A 16,507-nucleotide genomic window follows, 5' to 3' on the forward strand; every position below is an offset into this window, starting at 1 on the left:
GTGGGGTTCGTGGGCGGCGTGATTCCCGGCTGCTCGTGCCCTGCTGGCGTGCGCAGCGCACGGGGAGGTGCGGCGAACGATCGGCATCACCTGGGGCAGCAGGTCGCCGCTGCCATCGAATCCAGTTGCCAGAGGTGGGGTTCGTGGGCGGCGTGATTCCCGGCTGCTCGTGCCCTGCTGGCGTGCGCAGCGCACGGGGAGGTGCGGCGAACGATCGGCATCACCTGGGACAGCAGGTCGCCGCTGCGATCGATTCCGGTTGCCGGAGGTGGGGTTTCATGGGCGGCGTGATTCCCGGCTGCTCGTGTGCTGCTGGCGTGCGCAAGGACCGCAGAGTGTGGTTGTGTCGCCTGCCCTGCCGGACTTGGGCTGACGCCGGGTCGGGAGCGTTTCCCGCCGATCCCGGCCCACGGACTGCACGCATCACCTGTACAGACACCCCCACCGCAGATCCCCGCACACCCAGACGTCCACAGCGATATACCCGCTGCCAGGATCGGTACGGCCGTCTCCACCGCGACCAGATCCCGCGACCGCTATTGCGGCAGCAATCACCACCGCGTCCGCGATCGTGACCGTGACCGCCGGCGACGGCCCCCGCCCCGCCGGCTCACCGGTTCTCGCCGAACACCGGACGCCCGCACCGGCATTGCTGCCACTGCTTCTCCGATCCCAACCGCCACTGCCGCCGCCACCACGAACCCGACAACCATCATGTGGCGACCCCAACCCCGTGATCTGAAGCAATACCTCCTGCAGCAACCCCACACGCGGCTTCAAAGGTGAGGGGGCTGGTAGGTGCAGGCGCGGACGTGAGCCCGGCCCCCTCCCTTCTCCAGGCCTCTCTTGTCTTTGATCTTTGGTTCTTTGTTTTTGGTCTTTTAGTTTTTGTCTCTTGGGTTTTCGTTATTCCGTATTACCTCCTGTACGCGGGTGGTGCGGGCGGTCAGGCGTCCGGACTTGAAGACATAGTTCCGATCGGGGCGGTCGAGTAGGGCACCTTCGACTCTCCGCGTGGACAGCACCACTAGATCGGCGGCCGCGCCGACGCGTAGCCCGTATCGCTCCGAGATGCCAATGGTGCGGGCCGCCTCGGTGGTCGCCATTGCCAGCACCCGGGTCAAGTCGTCGGGGCCGGAGAGATGCGCGGTTTGGGCCAGGAAGAGTCCGATATCGAGAATGTCGGCGTTGCCGTACGGGGTGAAGGCGTTGCGGATGTTGTTGGACGAGTAGGCCGTTGTGATTCCTGCCTGCCAGAGCTCTCGGATCGGGGCGATGCCGCGGCGCACGTTGGTGACATCCGATCGGCCACCGAGATGCATGTCGGTGGCGGGCAAGGGGACGACGGAGATTCCGCTCGCCGCCAATTGCTCCAGGATGCGGGCGCGGTCGGCGCGGGGACGACCGGCCAGGGAGGTCATGTGACCGAGGGTGACCCGCCCGTGCCGGCCGGTGCGCTCGGTGACCTCGGCGATGTAATCGGCCATGGCATAGCGGGGGTCGGTGGCGTCGTCGGCGAAGTCGGCGTGAATGTCGAGCGGCACATCGAATTCGGCGGCCAGGCCGAAGATGAGGTCGATGTGGCGGCGACAGTCTTCGACGGTGCGTTCGTTGTAGGCGCAGCCGCCGAGGACGTCCGCGCCCGCGTGCAGACTCTCGCGGAGGAGGTCGAGGGTGCCGGGAGCTTGGAGAATGCCCTCCTGCGGGAATGCGACGATTTGAATGTCCAGGCGGTCGCGATACTCCTCGCGCAGATCGAGCAGCGCGGTCACCCCACGCAGGCCCACGATCGGGTCGACATCGGGGTGTGCGCGAATGGCGGTGGTGCCATTGCCGATCGCCATGTCGAGGACACGTCGGGCGCGGTCGCGGATGGCGGCGACGGTGAAGCCGCGCTTGAGTTCGGCGGTCACGCTGATGGCCCCGGCCAGGGTGCCGTCCGGATTGGACTTCTCGGCGTCGAGGAGCGCCTTGTCCAGGTGCACATGGGATTCGATCAGGCCGGGAATGACGACTCGTCCGGCGCAGTCGATTTCCTCGGCGCCCCGGCCGGTGAGCGCGGGCCCGATCGCGGTGATGACACCGCCGTCGATCGCGATGTCGACCAGCTCCGCGTCGTCGGCGATACGCGCCGCGCGCAACATCAGATCCACGGTGTGCGGCAACGGATCCGCCATGGTGACCTCCCCGGACGAAGTGACTCCGTTTTGTATACGAGAGCCGTGTTTCGTCCCGAGGTGGCAATTGCTGCGCCGATGTTACGAAGTGTGCGACCTCGAAGCACGCTGTCGCGCAGTGTTTTCGGTGCGCGGCGACGCGGTGTCCTCGGTGTGTTTCCGGAACCGGTAGGCGTTCGCGGCGTGCGCGATGTGGGCGCTCACCACATCGGCCGCGCGGTCGGGGTCACCGGCCTCCAGCGCGGCGCAGATCTCTTCGTGCTCGCTCCACGAATCACTGGCGCGGCGCGGCAGTTCGACCGAGTACACCCAGGCGATCTTCCAGCTCAGCTGCATGATCAGCTGCGCGAGCAGGGTACTGCCCGATGCTTCGGCGAGCACCTCGTGGAACCGGCTGTTGAGCCGGGCCAGCTCGTCCAGGCGGCCCGCCCGCACCGCGTCCTGGCCCAGCGCGGTGAGTTCCTTGAGGCGGCCCAGTTGTTCGGGCGTGCGCCGCACCGCCGCCCGTGAGGCACAGAGCGGCTCCAGGCGGGCCCGGATCTCCAGCAGGTCGGCGGCCTCGTCCTCGGTGAGCTCCGCCACGAACACCCCGGCGTAGGGCCGTGACGAGGCGAAACCCTCGGCTTCCAGGGTGCGCAGCGCTTCCCGGACGGGCACGCGGGAGACGCCGTAGCCCTCGGCGAGCGCCTCCTCGGTGAGTCGTTGGCCGGGGGCGTACGCGCCACGAATGATGTCGTCGCGGATGGCGCGGCACAGCTGCTGCGGTGTCATGCGCCCGGCGGTGCTGGTCACTGCGGCCTCATCTGACGATCGGTGGGATGGGGATTTGCATACGATCCATCGTGGCCTCGCCCGACGGGATCCCGCAAATCTACTGCACCGGTCAGATATTCGCGGGTCCAGCTGTGTCGCAGGTGTTTCCGGTCGCTGAGCAGGCAGGATTTGTATACGATGCGGCCATTCCGATCGGAAGGTTTTCCGAATTGCCGTTCTCTCTTCGATACAGGTGGTGCACTCCATGAACGATCTCCTGCTGCGCGGCGGACGCCCCTGGACTCCCGGAGTCCCGCTCGCCGGCGCCGACATTCTCGTCCGGGACGGCCGGATCGCGGCGATCGCACCCGATCTGAGCGCCGAGGGCGTCGACACCGTGGATCTGGCCGGGGCGCTGGTGCTTCCGGGCCTGGTCGAGTCGCACTGTCACCTCGACAAGACCATGTTCGGCGGGCCCTGGGTGCCCAATACCGGCGGGCCGACGCTGGCCGGGCGGATCGCCAACGGCGAGGGCCGCCGTGACGAGCTCGGGCTGCCCAGCGCCGACTACGCGTCGAACCTGCTGGGGGCCATGGTGTCCGGCGGGACCGCGCACGTCCGCAGTCATATCGACATCGACCCGGAGGTGGGGCTGCGGGGCGTGGAGGCGGTCCGGGCGGCCGCGGCGCGGCACGCGGACCGGGTCGACGTGCAATTGGTCGCCTTTCCGCAGGGCGGTCTGCTGACCCGGCTGGGCACCGGCAAGCTGCTGGAAGCCGCGCTGGCCGAGGGTGTCGAGGTGATCGGCGGGCTGGATCCGGCCGGGTACGACGGGAATCCGACCGGTCAGCTCGATCTGATCTTCGGTCTCGCCGAGAAATACGGCGCGCGCATCGATATCCATCTGCACGACCGGGGCGCGCTGGGCGCCTGGCAGTTCGACCTGATCGCGGCCCGGACCAGGGCCACCGGGCTGGCGGGACGGGTCACCATCAGCCACGCCTATGCGATGGGCGAGCTCGCCCCGGGTGAGCAGCGCCGGATCGCCGAAAACCTTGCCGACGCCGGGGTTTCCATGATCACCTGCGCGGTGGGTGACGCGCCGGTGGTGCCGGTGCGGGTGATGTACGAGGCGGGAGCCGGGCTGGCGCTGGGCAATGACGGTGTCCGGGACCTGTGGACGCCCTACGGCGACGGCGACATGCTGCGCCGGATCATGCAGGTGGCCTTCCGGGATCGGCTGGTGTCCGATGCCGATATCGAACTCGCGCTGGCGGCCGGAACCTATGGCGGCGCCGCCGTTCTCGGAATCGAGGATTACGGACTGCGGGTGGGTGCGCCCGCCGACCTGTTCACCGTCGACGCCGAAACACCGGCTGCCGCTGTGGTTTCCGTTCCGACCCGAAAGCTGGTGGTCAAGCGCGGCCGGGTGGTCGCGCGGGACGGCCGGCTCAGCGCGGACTGATCGTATACGAAACAAAGGTGTAATCGCGTGGACCGCATCCGGCAATGATCCGCCGATAGAACTGTGGACATGCGCACCACCGCCTCAACCATCGTCAAAGGCCAAGGCCCGGACGGGAATACGGAGGCCGCCGAGGGCGGCAATGTATACACCGATCCGGCCTTGGCCTTTCAGCATGTCGGCCTGACCTTCGAGAACGGCACGCACGCGCTCGACGACATCGATATCGCCATCCGGCCGGGAGAGTTCGTCTCCCTGGTCGGCCCGTCCGGTTGTGGCAAGTCCACCCTGCTGCGCCTCGCCGCCGGATTCGAGCAGCCCACCGCCGGAACGGTTTCCGTCGCCACCGGCAAACTCGGCTACGTCTTCCAGGAGGCGACGCTGCTGCCGTGGCGCTCGGTGCTGCGCAATGTCGAGCTGCCCGCGGAGCTCGCCGGCGTGGACAAGGCCACCCGGCGGGCGGCCGCGCGCGAAGCGCTGGAGCTGGTCGGGCTGTCCGGCTTCGAGAACCACAAGCCCGCACAGCTTTCCGGCGGCATGCGCATGCGGACGTCGATCGCGCGGGCCCTGACAGGTGCACCCGAACTGTTCCTGTTCGACGAGCCGTTCGGTGCGCTCGACGAGATCACCCGGCAGCGCCTGAACGAGGAGGTGAGCGGGTTGTACCGGCGATCGGGCTTCACCGGGGTGTTCGTGACGCACTCGGTGGCCGAGGCGGTGTTCATGTCGAGCCGGGTCGTCGTGCTGACCGGGCGGCCGGGCCGGGTGGCGGCGGATATCCCGGTGCCGCTGGACTTCCCGCGATCGCCGGAGTCGCGGTACACACCCGAGTTCGGCGCCGTCGCGGCGGAGGTGTCGGCGGCGTTGCACGACGCCGAGCGGGGAATTGCGCGGATCGGGGGTAGGGCCGCATGACCGCCGCGACCGCCGACAGCGGAATCGTCGTGCTCGAGACGGCCGTGCCGCCCAGGACGACAGCGGCGACCGCGCGGCCGCCGCGCACGCCCCGGAAACTCCGCTGGCCCTTCGCCGTCACCCCGGTGCGCGTGCTCGCGCCCGCGCTGGTGTTCGCACTGGTCATGGCCGCCTGGACGATCGCGAGCCACCTTCTGATCCCGCAGGAATCCCGATTCCTGCTGCCGCCACCGGAATCGGTGGTGTCCAAGGGCCTGCTCGATGCCGCCACCCGCGCCGAGATTCTCACCGCCCTCGCCTCGACCGTGCAGATCGCGCTGGTCGGTCTGGTGATCGCCATCGTGCTCGGGGTGGCGTTCGCGGTGATCATGAGCCAGGCGCGCTGGGCCGAGTATTCGCTCTACCCGTATGCCGTGATCCTGCAGACGATTCCGGTGCTGGCCGTGGTGCCGCTGTTCGGCTTCTGGTTCGGCTACGAATTCGGCAGCCGGGTCATCGTGTGCGTGATGGTGTCGCTGTTCCCGGTCATCACCAATACCCTGTTCGGCCTGAAGTCGGTGCAGGCGTCCGAGCACGACCTGTTCACGCTGCACGGCGCCAACCGGTGGCAGCGGCTGCTGAAACTGCAACTCCCGGCGGCGCTGCCCGCCATGATCTCGGGATTCAAGATCTCGGCGGGCATGGCCGTGATCGGCTCCATCGTCGCCGATTTCTTCTTCCGCCAGGGCAATCCGGGCATCGGCCGGATGATCGACGTCTACCGGCAGCGGCTGGCCACCGAGGAACTGCTGACCGCGCTGCTGCTGTCCTCACTGGTGGGCCTGGTCCTGTTCTGGATCTTCGATTTCCTGGCCGGGCGCGTGGACCGCGCCCACGGCAAGCGCGTCGGCGAATAGCCGAACAAACTCTCCCGCAATCAGTTTCAACCTTCTAGGAATGCTCGTGAAAAAACGTGTCCTCGCCGCTGCCGCGATCACCGGCAGCGTCCTGCTCACCGCCGCCTGCGGTGGCGGCGCCTCCACCCCGAAACCCTCCGGGCAGGGTGTGCTGGCCGGAGTCTGTCCGTCCACCGTCGTGATCCAGACGGACTGGTACGCCACACCCGAACGCGCGTCGGCCTATCAGCTGGTCGGCCCGAACGGCACCGTCGACCCCAAGAAGGGCGCGTACACCGGCCCGCTGGGCGACACCGGCGTGAATGTCGAAGTGCGCCTCGGCGGTCCGTTCCTCGGCGGCCAACCGGTACCCGCGCAGATGTACCAGGACGACTCCATCACCCTCGGGCTGGTCCCGACCGACGAGCAGGTGCGAGCCAAGGCGAAATTCCCGCTGACCGGTGTCTTCGCCTCACTCGCGAAGAACCCGCAGATCATCATGTGGGATCCCGCCACCTACACCATCAACTCGTGGAAGGACGTGGCCGCGACCAACGCCCCGATTCTGTACTCCGAGGGCAAGATCTACATGGACTACCTGATCGCCAGCGGGTACGTGAAGAAGGAACAGGCCGACGCCTCCTATGACGGCACGCCCAGCCGCTTCGTCGCCGAGCACGGCCGGGTCATGCAGCAGGCCTACGTCTCCAACGAGCCGTACCGCTGGGAGCACGACGTCAAGGGCTGGCAGAAGCCGACCGGTCACCTGCTGGTCGCCGACGCCGGATACGAGAGCTACCCGCACGCCTGGTCGGTCCGCAGCGGCGAACTCGACAAACTGCGTCCCTGCCTGCAGAAGCTCGTCCCCCTGCTGCAGCAGGCCCAGATCGACTACGTCACCAACCCCGACCCCACCAACCAGGCCCTGCTCCGCATCGCACAGACGATCCCGGACGGCCCGCCCATCTCCGCCGCCGGCAATACCGACTCCGTCCGGGTCCAGCTGGACAGCAAGATCGTCGCCAACGGCCCCGGCAATACCCTCGGCAATTTCGACACCGATCGCGTCACCCGCGCCATCGCCCAGGTCACTCCGCTGCTGCGCGCCAAGGGCCAGCAGGTCCCCGACAACCTCACCGCCGCGGACCTGGTCACCAACGAATTCATCGACCCCGCAAAGGGTCTGAAGCAGCAGGGATAGGCGGGGCCGAACCCTGTCGAGTCACGACCCGCCACTCTCACCGGCCAGCCGGCCGCCGGCATTCCGGCGGGCTGGACCGACTCAGGCCTCCCGGTCGGACGCCAGATCATCGGCCGCCACCTCGACGACGCCACTGTGATCCGGCCGGCCGCGGCCATCGAGCGCGTCGCCCTCTGGGCGCATGAGGTACATCTCGCCGGCGCACACGGCCGGCAGCGGGAGATTGCGGTCCACGCCTTCGGGTGTCAGTGCCGGGATGCTTCGGACTTCTCGAGCTGGTGGACCACCAGGTCGAGAAAGGCGTCGACCTCCTCGCGGTGATAGGCGGGCGCGCCGTCGGTGGCGAGGTGGAAAGTGATGTCCCGGACATCCTCGGGGGTGAGGCCGTTGGGGCCGTGGTGGGCGAGCGTCGCCGCCAGGCGGTCGAGGAACGCGCCCACTTCGTCGGCCAGATATCCGCGGAAACCGAAAGGGGGTGCGGAGAATTGGATGCGCAGGACGTCGGCGGGGGTGAGGGCGTCGGGGGTGCGGCCGGCGGGGACGCGTCCGCGGCCGCGGCGTAGGTATTCCAGTTCCGTGCAGACGTGGTCGAGGAAGTCGTCGACCTCGCCGATGTCGTAGCCGCGATGTCCGGGTGGGGGACCGTCGAATTCGATGTGCCGGATGTCGGCGATGCTCAGATGGTCGCGGCCGAGCATGGTGTCGGCGATGCGTGCGCAGAAGGCGTCCACCTGGGCGGGGTGGTAGCCGTGGGGCCCGGACGGCGCGTGGCCGAACCGGGTGCGGCGGACGTCGTCTGGGGTCACTCGGGTCATTGTGCCAATGGCTTCATGTCCGAATTACCTCCGCCCCCAGCCGAATCCGGCCGCACCGGACAAACGGGTCCGTTTGTACAGGGTGGTTCAATGCTTGCGGACGCCGTCGATGAGCAGATGCCGGATGGCGTGGCTGAGATCGTCGACCGCCTGCGCCTCGGGTGTCCGGATGCCGTGCAGAATGGCGGCCAGCAGCATGCCGGTCACCGCCCGCGCGGTGTTCACGGTGTCGAGATCCGCACGCAGATAACCGCGTTCGACCCCGTGCTCGAGGTACCCGGCGGTCAGCATGTCGGCGGTGTCGAGCAAACCGTAGAGGCGCGCGGTCAATTCGGTGTCGATGCCGGTGGCCTGGAACAGCAGCAGCTGTGCCACCCGGCGGTCCTCGAGGAAGATGTGGTTCAGCGCGTCGCCGATGCGATCCACCTGCGCGCGGTATTCCTCGAGGCTGTCGGCGGCGTCGGGGGCATTGTCGGTCCCCAGCGACTCGATGATCCGCGCGGAAAGGTCGTCGATGACGTGGTCGATGATGTCGCGCTTGTTCTCGAAGTACCGGTAGAACGTCCCGTGCCCGATACCGAGCTCGCCGGCGATATCGGCGATGCCGGTGGCGTGGTAGCCCCGCTCGGCGAAACACGTGAACGCGGTGTCGATGATCTCCTGCCGGAGTTCGGCCTTGCGCCGTTCGATTCTCGAGGATGGCTTCGTCACGAGCCCGATGATACGGTGATCACAAACGGAATGAGATGTCATTCCGTGACATGTGCATCATTTCTTTGTGTGAACACAGTTTTGTTCGAACACAGTTCTTGCAGGAGGTTCGGCGTGGCACCTCAGTACGACGCCATCGTGGTCGGCGCGGGATTCGGCGGTATGGGCGCGGGCATCGAGCTGGATCGGCTCGGCCTGAGCAATTTCGTCATCCTCGAGCGGGAGAACGACCTGGGCGGCACCTGGCACGTCAACCGCTACCCGGGCCTGGCCGTGGACATCGCCTCGGTCACCTACTCGTACTCCTTCGAGCCCAACCCGTACTGGTCGCGGCTGTTCGCGCCGGGTTCGGAGCTGAAGAAGTACGCCGAGCACGTCGCGGACAAGTACGACCTGCGCCGGCGCATGCGGTTCGACACCGTCGTCGGGGGTGCGCGCTGGGACGAGGAGCAGCAGTACTGGGTGGTCTCCGTCGAGAACGGTGAATCGCTGACCGCGCGCTACCTGATGGCCGCCACCGGATTCCTGTCCCAGCCCTACACCCCGCCGTTCCCGGGCATCGACACCTTCGCGGGCAAGATCATCCACACCACCGCGTGGGACGACCAGGTCGATCTCACCGGGACCAGGTCCGCCATCATCGGCACCGGCGCGACCGCCGTGCAGCTGATCCCGGAGGTCGCCAAGCAGGCGCGGGCGCTGACCGTCTTCCAGCGCACCCCGATCTGGGTCGTCCCGAAGGTCGACGCCCCGATTCCGCCCGCGGTGCAGCATCTGTTCGCGCGAGTTCCGTTGACGCAGAAGGCCGCTCGCCTGGTCAACACCTCCATGCTGGAGGCGCTCATGGTGGTCGGCGTGCTGCACTTCAAGGAGGCCAAGCCGCTCAACAAGGCCGCGGGCATCCTGGCCAAGGCGCATCTGCGAACCCAGGTGCGCGACAAGGAGACTCGCAAGAAGCTGACGCCGGACTACGACTTCGGCTGCAAGCGACCCACCTTCTCCAACCTCTACTTCAAGACCTTCAACGAGCCGCACGTGCGCCTGGAGACCAACTCCATCGACCACATCGAGCCCGACGGCATCGTCACCGCCGACGGCCACAAGACCGAGATCGACACCCTCATCCTGGCCACCGGCTTCAACCTGTGGGACGTCAACTTCCCGGCCATCGAGATCATCGGCCGCGACGGCCGCAATCTCGGAAAGTTCTGGCGCGACAACCGCTTCCAGGCCTACGAGGGCATCACGGTGCCGAAGTTCCCCAACTTCGTCAGCCTCAACAGCCCCTATTCCTACAGCGGCCTGTCCTACTTCACCACCATCGAGGCGCAGATGAAGCACATGGCGCGCCTGTTCGGGGAGATGTTCCGCCGCGGCGAACGGGTCTTCGAGGTCACCGAGCGCGCCAATGCCGAATTCCTGGACCGCGTCACCGAGAAACTGGATTCGTCGGTCTTCTACAGCGGCCAGTGCGCCACGGCCCGCAGCTACTACTTCAACCAGCACGGTGAGGCCGCGCTGCTGCGCCCGACAAGCACCCTGAACGCCCACCGCGAGGCGACCACCTTCCCACTCGACGACTACACCTACGGGCAGCAGCCGGCCTGAGTGGGACTGCGCGGTCGGCAGAGTCGGCGGTCGACCGCGCAGCTGGGGGAAACAGGATTATCAGCCCTGCGCGGACGAGCGTGGACTCTAGAACAGGTCGCCGCGCATTCTCTCAGGGATTACTGGCAGACTGTGTGGGAAACGCACCCAACCGACCACTTACTAGGGGCTGACTTCGACGATGGACCTTCTGCTGCCGCTACTGCTGGTTGCCCTGCTCATCCCGATGTTCCTCGGTGTCCGCCGTCAGAAGCGGGAGATGTCGAAGGTCACCGAGATGCAGGACAGCCTGAAGGTCGGCGACCGGGTCGTCACCACGTCGGGGCTCTTCGGCACCGTGGTCGAGCTCGATGACACCACCGTCGATCTGGAGATCGCCGAGGAAGTCGTCACCACCTGGCTGCGGCAATCGATCCGCGAGGTGCGCAACGACGACGACGCCACCGAGGACACCACCGCCGAGAGCACCGAAGCCGCGTCTTCGAACGGCGTCGCCGACGATCACGTCGCCGCCCCCGAAGCCGCCGACGACGCGCCGCGGCTGACCAAGGACTGACATACTCCGCGCCATCGGCCGCACCGGATTCCCGGCGGCCGGTGGCGCTGCGGCGTGTGCCCCGCTCGTTCCACCTTCGAATCCGCCTAGGAGATAAGTACTGTGCCACCTTCTCAGGGAACGGCGCACCCGTTGCGTCTGCTCGGCATCTACGCCGCGCTGGTGGCTCTGATGTTCGGCCTGATCTTCTTCACCGGGGACAAGCACCACACCCCGAAGCTCGGCATCGACCTGCAGGGCGGTACCCGCGTCACCCTGACGCCGCGCACCCCGGATGGCGGTAAGCCGAGCCAGGACAGCCTCAAGCAGGCGCAGAACATTATCGAGCAGCGCGTGAACGGTCTGGGCGTGGCGGGCTCCGAGGTCGTCATCGAGGGCGACAATCTGGTGATCACCGTCCCCGGTGCCGATGGCGCACAGGCGAAATCGCTGGCGACCACCGCCAAGATGTACTTCCGCCCGGTGGTGCAGAGCGCCCCCGCGCAGGCGGGTAAGCAGGCCCAGCAGCCGCAGCAGACCCAGCCGCAGCAGCCGCCGAGCACGAGCGCGACGCCGGCCGAGACCACCCCGGCCACGGCCGAGGCTCCGGCCCCCACGACGACCGGCGAGGCCCCGCAGAACCGGGTCTTCCCGGCACAGGCCCCGACCACCCCGTCCGCGCCGCCGTCGACGCCCGCGCAGCCGGGCGGCCAGCAGCAGACCGCGCAGGAGATCGCGGCCGCCAAGGCGGCCCGCCAGAGCACCGACCAGAACGCCCAGCTGCAAGCCATGGCCACGCTGGACTGCTCCAAGCCGGATCCGTTGCAGGGCAACGACGATCCGAACCTGCCCCTGGTGACCTGCAGCACCGACGGCACCACCGTCTACCTGCTCGACAAGTCCGTGATGGACGGTACCGAGATCAAGGACGCCTCCGGCGTGCTGCAGCAGGCCCAGTGGGTGGTCAGCCTGCAGTTCAAGTCCAGCGGCACCGACCAGTGGGGCAACCTCACCAACAAGTACGTGGGCAAGCAGATCGCCTTCACCCTGGACTCCCGCGTGGTCTCCGCGCCGGTGATCAAGGAGGGCGGCCAGTTCAGCGGTAGCACCGCGATCTCGGGTCCGGGCATCAATGCCAAGACCTCCAAGGAACTGGCGAACACCCTGAAGTACGGTTCGCTGCCGCTGTCGTTCGGCACCTCCGAGGCCGAGACGGTCTCGGCGACCCTGGGCATCTCGTCGCTGCACGCCGGTCTGATCGCGGGCGCCATCGGCCTGGTGGCGGTGCTGCTGTACTGCCTGGCCTACTACCGCATGCTCGGCTTCCTGGCCGGTTTCTCGCTGCTCGCGGCGGGTGTGGCGGTGTACGCGCTGATCGTGTTGCTGGGCCGCTGGATCGGCTTCACCCTCGACCTGGCCGGTATCGCGGGTCTGATCATCGGTATCGGTATGACGGCCGACTCGTTCGTCGTCTTCTTCGAACGGATCAAGGACCAGATGCGGGAGGGCCGCAGCTTCCGGTCCGCGGTCCCGCGCGGCTGGCAGCGCGCGCAGCGCACCAACCTGTCGGGCAAGACGGTCTCGCTCATCGCCTCCGCCGTGCTGTACGTGCTGGCCGCGGGCCAGGTGAAGGGCTTCGCCTTCACCCTCGGTGTCACCACCGTGCTCGACGTCGTCGTCCTGTACCTGGTGACCTCGCCGCTGATGATGCTGGTCTCGCGCTCGCCGTTCTGGGCGAAGCCGTCGGTGAACGGCCTGGGCGCTATTACAGAGCTTGCACAGGAACGCAAGGCCACCGCCGGCGTCCTGGTGAAGGAGGCGTGATCATGGCCAAGTCCTCTCCCGTCGTCGTGGATTCCGACTCCGAGCTCGACTACGAGGCCGTGCCGACAGGCAAGCGGCACAGCCTGTTCGAGCGGCTCTACACCGGTACCGGTGGTTTCGAGATCGTCGGCAAGCGCAAGGTGTACTACGGCATCGCGGCGGCGCTGATCGCCATCGCGGTGGCCAGCATGGTGTTCAAGGGCTTCACCCTGGGCATCGACTTCGCGGGCGGCTCCCGGATCCAGCTGCCCGCCTCGGACAGCGTCACCACCTCGAAGGTGGAGGACGTCTACCGGTCCACGCTCGGCCACGACCCGGTCACCGTGCAGAAGGCGGGCTCGGGGTCCTCGGCGACCATCCAGATCCGTTCCGACACGCTGAGTGCCGAGCAGGCCGACAAGCTGCAGACCGCGCTGTTCGACACCTTCCATCCGAAGGACTCCAACGGCCAGGCCAGCCGCAACGCCATCAGCGTCGCCGAGATCAGCGGGACCTGGGGTGGCCAGGTCACCAAGAAGGCGCTGCTGGCGCTGGTGGTGTTCGTCGGCTTGACCACGCTGTACATCGCGATTCGCTTCGAACGCGATATGGCGTTCGCGGCGATCGGCTCGCTGTTCTTCAACCTGATCGTCACCGCGGGCATCTACTCGCTGGTCGGTTTCGAGGTGACGCCGGCGGCGGTCATCGGTCTGCTCACCATCCTGGGCTATGTGCTCTACGACAACGTGGTCGTGTTCGACAAGGTCGAGGAGAACACCCGCGGTGTACTGCACCTGACCAAGCACACCTACGCGGAGAAGGCGAACCTGGCGGCCAACCAGACGCTGATGCGCTCGATCAACACCACCGTCATCGGCATCCTGCCGATCATCGGCATGCTGGTGGTCGCGGTGTGGCTGCTCGGTGTCGGCACCCTCAAGGATCTGGCGCTGGTGCAGCTGGTCGGCATGATCGTGGGTGGCTACTCGTCCATCTTCTTCGCGGTGCCGGTGCTGGTGACGCTCAAGGAGACCTGGGGTCCGGTGGCCGCGCACACCAAGAAGGTGCTCAACCGCCGCTCCGGTGGCGCGAAGGCGCGGGTGGGCGTGGCGGCCGCCGAGCGGGCCGGCGCCGCAGGCCGTGGCGCCGACGCCAATGGTTTCGGACGCGACCACGCGCCGCGCAGTCAGAGCGCCGGGGCGCCGCGTCCCGGGGCCCGGCCGAGTGGGAAACGACAGCAGCGACGGCACTGAGCGCAGGGGGTGCGACCGTGAAGCAAGATCACAGGGTTGTGCGCCGGACCGCCGTCGCGCTGGTGGCGGGTACCCTCGCCGCCGGTGCGCTGGCCGGGTGCTCCAGCAAGAATCAGGTGCCCTCGATCGGGTACGGCGTGGACGCGGTCGTCGCCAGCTACAACGGCGGCAGCATGCTGGGCGCGAACAGCGGTACGGCCGCGGTGTTCTCGCGGGTGCTGACCGGGTTCTTCTATACCGGCCCGGACGGGCAGCCGGTGGCCGACACCGACACCGGCACCGCCAAGGAGGTCCCGGGCGACGCGCAGACCATCCAGTACCGCCTCGCCCCGGAGGGCGTCTACTCCGACGGCGTGGCGACCTCCTGCGATGACCTGGTGCTGACCTGGGCGGCGCGCAGCGGGCGATTCACCAAGGCCGGTCCGGGCGGGCCGGTGCCGCTGTTCGACGCCGCGAGCACCGACGGCTACCGCGATATCGAGCGGGTGGACTGTCAGCCCGGATCCAAGGACGCCACTGTGGTGTTCCGGCCGGGCAAGCACTATTCGGCGTGGAAGACGCTGTTCAATGCCACCGAGCTGATGCCCGCGCACGTGATCGCCGCACAGGTGAAGATCCCGAGTGTGGTGACGCCGGTGCAGACCGGGGATCAACCCACCCTCGAGCGCATCGCCGACTTCTGGAACAACGGCTGGAAGCTCGCCCCGGGCAAGGTGGACCTGACGCTGCTGCCGTCCTCGGGGCCGTACCGGATCGACTCGTTCGGTGACAAGGACGGTCTGGTGCTGGTCAAGAACGAGAAGTGGTGGGGCAATCAGCCCCGGACGCCGCGGATCGTGGTGTGGGACCGGCACTCCGACCTGAAGTCGAAGGTGTCGGACAAGTCGATCGGCGTGCTCGATGTGGGCGCCGGGTCGCTGGGCGACGTAAGCCTGGGCGGGTTCCACAAACAGAATCTGCCGGGCCGCGGCGTCGAGCAGCTGGTGCTGAGCACCGGCGGGGTGTTCGGATCGGCGGATGCGCGCCGGGCGTTCGCGCTGTGCGTGCCGCGGCAGGCGTTGTTCGACAAGTTCGGGCACCCGGGCTACGACGTCAAGCTGGGGCTGGGTGCGAGTCTGCTGAATTCCCGGACGGTGCAACAGGATTCGGTGTACTACTCGGCGATCTCGGGTGCGGGTGACAAGTACAAGGGCGGTGACGCCACCGCCACCCAGGCCGCGGCGACCTCGGGTGTCCAGAACCAGACCGTGCGCATCGGCTACGTCAAGCCGGACGAGCGGCGCGCGGCCACGGTGACCGCCATCGCCGACGCCTGCAAGGCCGCGGGCATCACCGTGGTCGACGCGGGCGCACCGGATTTCACCGCGTCGCAGCTCACCGACGGCAAGGTCGACGCCATCCTGGGCGGCACCGCCGGCATGCCGGGCCCGTCGGGTTCCTTGACCGGCACCGACGCCATCGCGTCGCTGCGCACCGGCGCGGGGCTGAATTTCGGCCGGTTCGGCAACGGCCGCTACGATGCCATCGCGGATCAGCTTGCGGCCGAGGACAACTCGGGCACCGTGCTGAACCTGCTGACCGAGCAGGAGAACCTGCTCTGGAGCGAGATGCCGTCGGTTCCGCTGTTCGCCGCCCCCCGCACCATCGGGTTCGGCGACGGTATGGAGAACGGCATCGCCAGTCCCACCGAGGCGGGAGCGGGCTGGAACATGGATCGCTGGGTGCTGAAACGGTGAGAGCCGTGGTGGCGTGGTGAATGAGGAGTGGGTGCGGATGAGCAAGCACGAGATGATGGAGACGGCCGAGGTGGCGGGGGAGCGGGCCGCCCGCGCGGAGGCCGCGGTGCAGCGGTTGACCCGCTGGCGTGACGACTTCCCGACGCCGGGAGTGCGTTTCGCGGATCTGTCCCCGGTGTTCGCCGATTCCGAGGGCTTCCGCGCGGTGCTGGACTGCTTGGCGGCCTGCGCTCCCGACGCCGACCTGGTGGCGGGTGTCGACGCGCGCGGGTTCCTGCTGGGGGCGGGCGTGGCCGCCACGCTGGGCACCGGCGTGATCGCGGTCCGCAAGGCGGGCAAGCTGCCGCCGCCGGTCATCTCGCGTGAGTACACCCTCGAATACGGTTCGGCGGCACTGGAGATCCCGGCCGACGGCATCGATCTGAAGGGCCGTAAGGTCCTGCTGCTCGACGACGTGCTCGCCACCGGCGGCACCCTCGCCGCGGCGGCCGAGCTGTTCGCCGCCGCCGGGGCCGAGGTGGTCGCGGCGGCGGTGGTACTCGAGCTCGGCTTCCTCAAAGGCCGTGAGCGCCAGGGTGATTACCCGCTGACCTCCATCGTCGAGCTGTGACCGGTCACCTCCCCGCCCCGATGGCCTGACCGATCAGGGCCTGCACCGCG

At 67.9% G+C, this 16,507-nt stretch carries 15 protein-coding genes; 11 read left to right on the forward strand and 4 right to left on the reverse strand.

Translation table 11 applies throughout. From position 1 onward, the window contains the following. Positions 1 to 881: 881 nt before the first annotated feature. Positions 882 to 2,177 carry an amidohydrolase family protein gene (locus ABZV44_RS17580; RefSeq protein WP_354837184.1) on the reverse strand — a complete coding sequence of 432 codons (1,296 nt, stop codon included), beginning with the start codon at positions 2,175 to 2,177 and terminating at the stop codon, positions 882 to 884. An 81-nt stretch (positions 2,178 to 2,258) separates the two neighbouring features. After that, positions 2,259 to 2,969, reverse strand: coding sequence for a GntR family transcriptional regulator (locus ABZV44_RS17585; protein WP_354837186.1), 711 nt, complete (start codon positions 2,967 to 2,969; stop codon positions 2,259 to 2,261). A gap of 226 nt (positions 2,970 to 3,195) precedes the next feature. On the opposite strand from ABZV44_RS17585, the gene ABZV44_RS17590 reads away from it, so the two are divergent. The 5 genes from ABZV44_RS17590 (at position 3,196) to ABZV44_RS17610 (ending at position 7,707) form a co-directional block, all read left to right on the forward strand. Beyond that, positions 3,196 to 4,395 carry an amidohydrolase gene (locus ABZV44_RS17590; RefSeq protein WP_354837188.1) on the forward strand — a complete coding sequence of 400 codons (1,200 nt, stop codon included), beginning with the start codon at positions 3,196 to 3,198 and terminating at the stop codon, positions 4,393 to 4,395. Between the two features lie 69 nt (positions 4,396 to 4,464). After that, positions 4,465 to 5,310 carry an ABC transporter ATP-binding protein gene (locus ABZV44_RS17595; protein WP_354837190.1) on the forward strand — a complete coding sequence of 282 codons (846 nt, stop codon included), beginning with the start codon at positions 4,465 to 4,467 and terminating at the stop codon, positions 5,308 to 5,310. After that, positions 5,307 to 6,206, forward strand: a complete 900-nt coding sequence (locus ABZV44_RS17600; protein ID WP_354837192.1) for an ABC transporter permease — start codon at positions 5,307 to 5,309, stop codon at positions 6,204 to 6,206. Before ABZV44_RS17595 ends, ABZV44_RS17600 begins: the two co-directional genes overlap by 4 nt. Before the next feature lie 46 nt (positions 6,207 to 6,252). Then, complete coding sequence (locus ABZV44_RS17605; protein WP_354837194.1) at positions 6,253 to 7,386, forward strand: ABC transporter substrate-binding protein; 1,134 nt, start codon at positions 6,253 to 6,255, stop codon at positions 7,384 to 7,386. A 60-nt stretch (positions 7,387 to 7,446) separates the two neighbouring features. Next, positions 7,447 to 7,707, forward strand: coding sequence for a hypothetical protein (locus tag ABZV44_RS17610; RefSeq protein WP_354837555.1), 261 nt, complete (start codon positions 7,447 to 7,449; stop codon positions 7,705 to 7,707). Here ABZV44_RS17610 and ABZV44_RS17615 read toward each other — a convergent pair. Together ABZV44_RS17615 and ABZV44_RS17620 are read right to left on the reverse strand one after the other, a co-directional pair. Next, on the reverse strand, positions 7,632 to 8,201 hold the full coding sequence (locus ABZV44_RS17615; RefSeq protein ID WP_354837196.1) for a DivIVA domain-containing protein: 570 nt from the start codon (positions 8,199 to 8,201) through the stop codon (positions 7,632 to 7,634). The two genes, ABZV44_RS17610 and ABZV44_RS17615, sit on opposite strands and share 76 nt — an antisense overlap. Positions 8,202 to 8,288: 87 nt before the next feature. Next, positions 8,289 to 8,954: a TetR/AcrR family transcriptional regulator gene (locus tag ABZV44_RS17620; RefSeq protein WP_354837197.1), complete on the reverse strand. Its 666-nt coding sequence runs from the start codon at positions 8,952 to 8,954 to the stop codon at positions 8,289 to 8,291. A 72-nt stretch (positions 8,955 to 9,026) separates the two neighbouring features. Here ABZV44_RS17620 and ABZV44_RS17625 point away from each other — a divergent pair, with 72 nt between their 5' ends. The 6 genes from ABZV44_RS17625 (at position 9,027) to ABZV44_RS17650 (ending at position 16,457) form a co-directional block, all read left to right on the forward strand. Next, positions 9,027 to 10,520 (forward strand): NAD(P)/FAD-dependent oxidoreductase, encoded by a 1,494-nt coding sequence (locus ABZV44_RS17625; protein WP_354837198.1) that lies wholly within the window; start codon positions 9,027 to 9,029, stop codon positions 10,518 to 10,520. Between the two features lie 181 nt (positions 10,521 to 10,701). After that, positions 10,702 to 11,076 carry a preprotein translocase subunit YajC gene (gene yajC, locus ABZV44_RS17630; protein ID WP_354837200.1) on the forward strand — a complete coding sequence of 125 codons (375 nt, stop codon included), beginning with the start codon at positions 10,702 to 10,704 and terminating at the stop codon, positions 11,074 to 11,076. Positions 11,077 to 11,178: 102 nt separating this feature from the next. Continuing rightward, positions 11,179 to 12,879: a protein translocase subunit SecD gene (gene secD / locus ABZV44_RS17635; protein ID WP_354837202.1), complete on the forward strand. Its 1,701-nt coding sequence runs from the start codon at positions 11,179 to 11,181 to the stop codon at positions 12,877 to 12,879. 2 nt (positions 12,880 to 12,881) lie between these two features. After that, complete coding sequence (gene secF, locus ABZV44_RS17640; RefSeq protein WP_354837204.1) at positions 12,882 to 14,111, forward strand: protein translocase subunit SecF; 1,230 nt, start codon at positions 12,882 to 12,884, stop codon at positions 14,109 to 14,111. A gap of 17 nt (positions 14,112 to 14,128) precedes the next feature. After that, positions 14,129 to 15,847 carry an ABC transporter substrate-binding protein gene (locus tag ABZV44_RS17645; protein ID WP_354837206.1) on the forward strand — a complete coding sequence of 573 codons (1,719 nt, stop codon included), beginning with the start codon at positions 14,129 to 14,131 and terminating at the stop codon, positions 15,845 to 15,847. 37 nt (positions 15,848 to 15,884) lie between these two features. Beyond that, positions 15,885 to 16,457 (forward strand): adenine phosphoribosyltransferase, encoded by a 573-nt coding sequence (locus ABZV44_RS17650; protein ID WP_354837208.1) that lies wholly within the window; start codon positions 15,885 to 15,887, stop codon positions 16,455 to 16,457. The last annotated feature ends 50 nt before the right edge of the window (positions 16,458 to 16,507 follow it).

Source organism: Nocardia sp. NPDC004860, assembly GCF_040609015.1.
In the GTDB taxonomy this organism is placed as follows: Bacteria; Actinomycetota; Actinomycetes; order Mycobacteriales; family Mycobacteriaceae; genus Nocardia.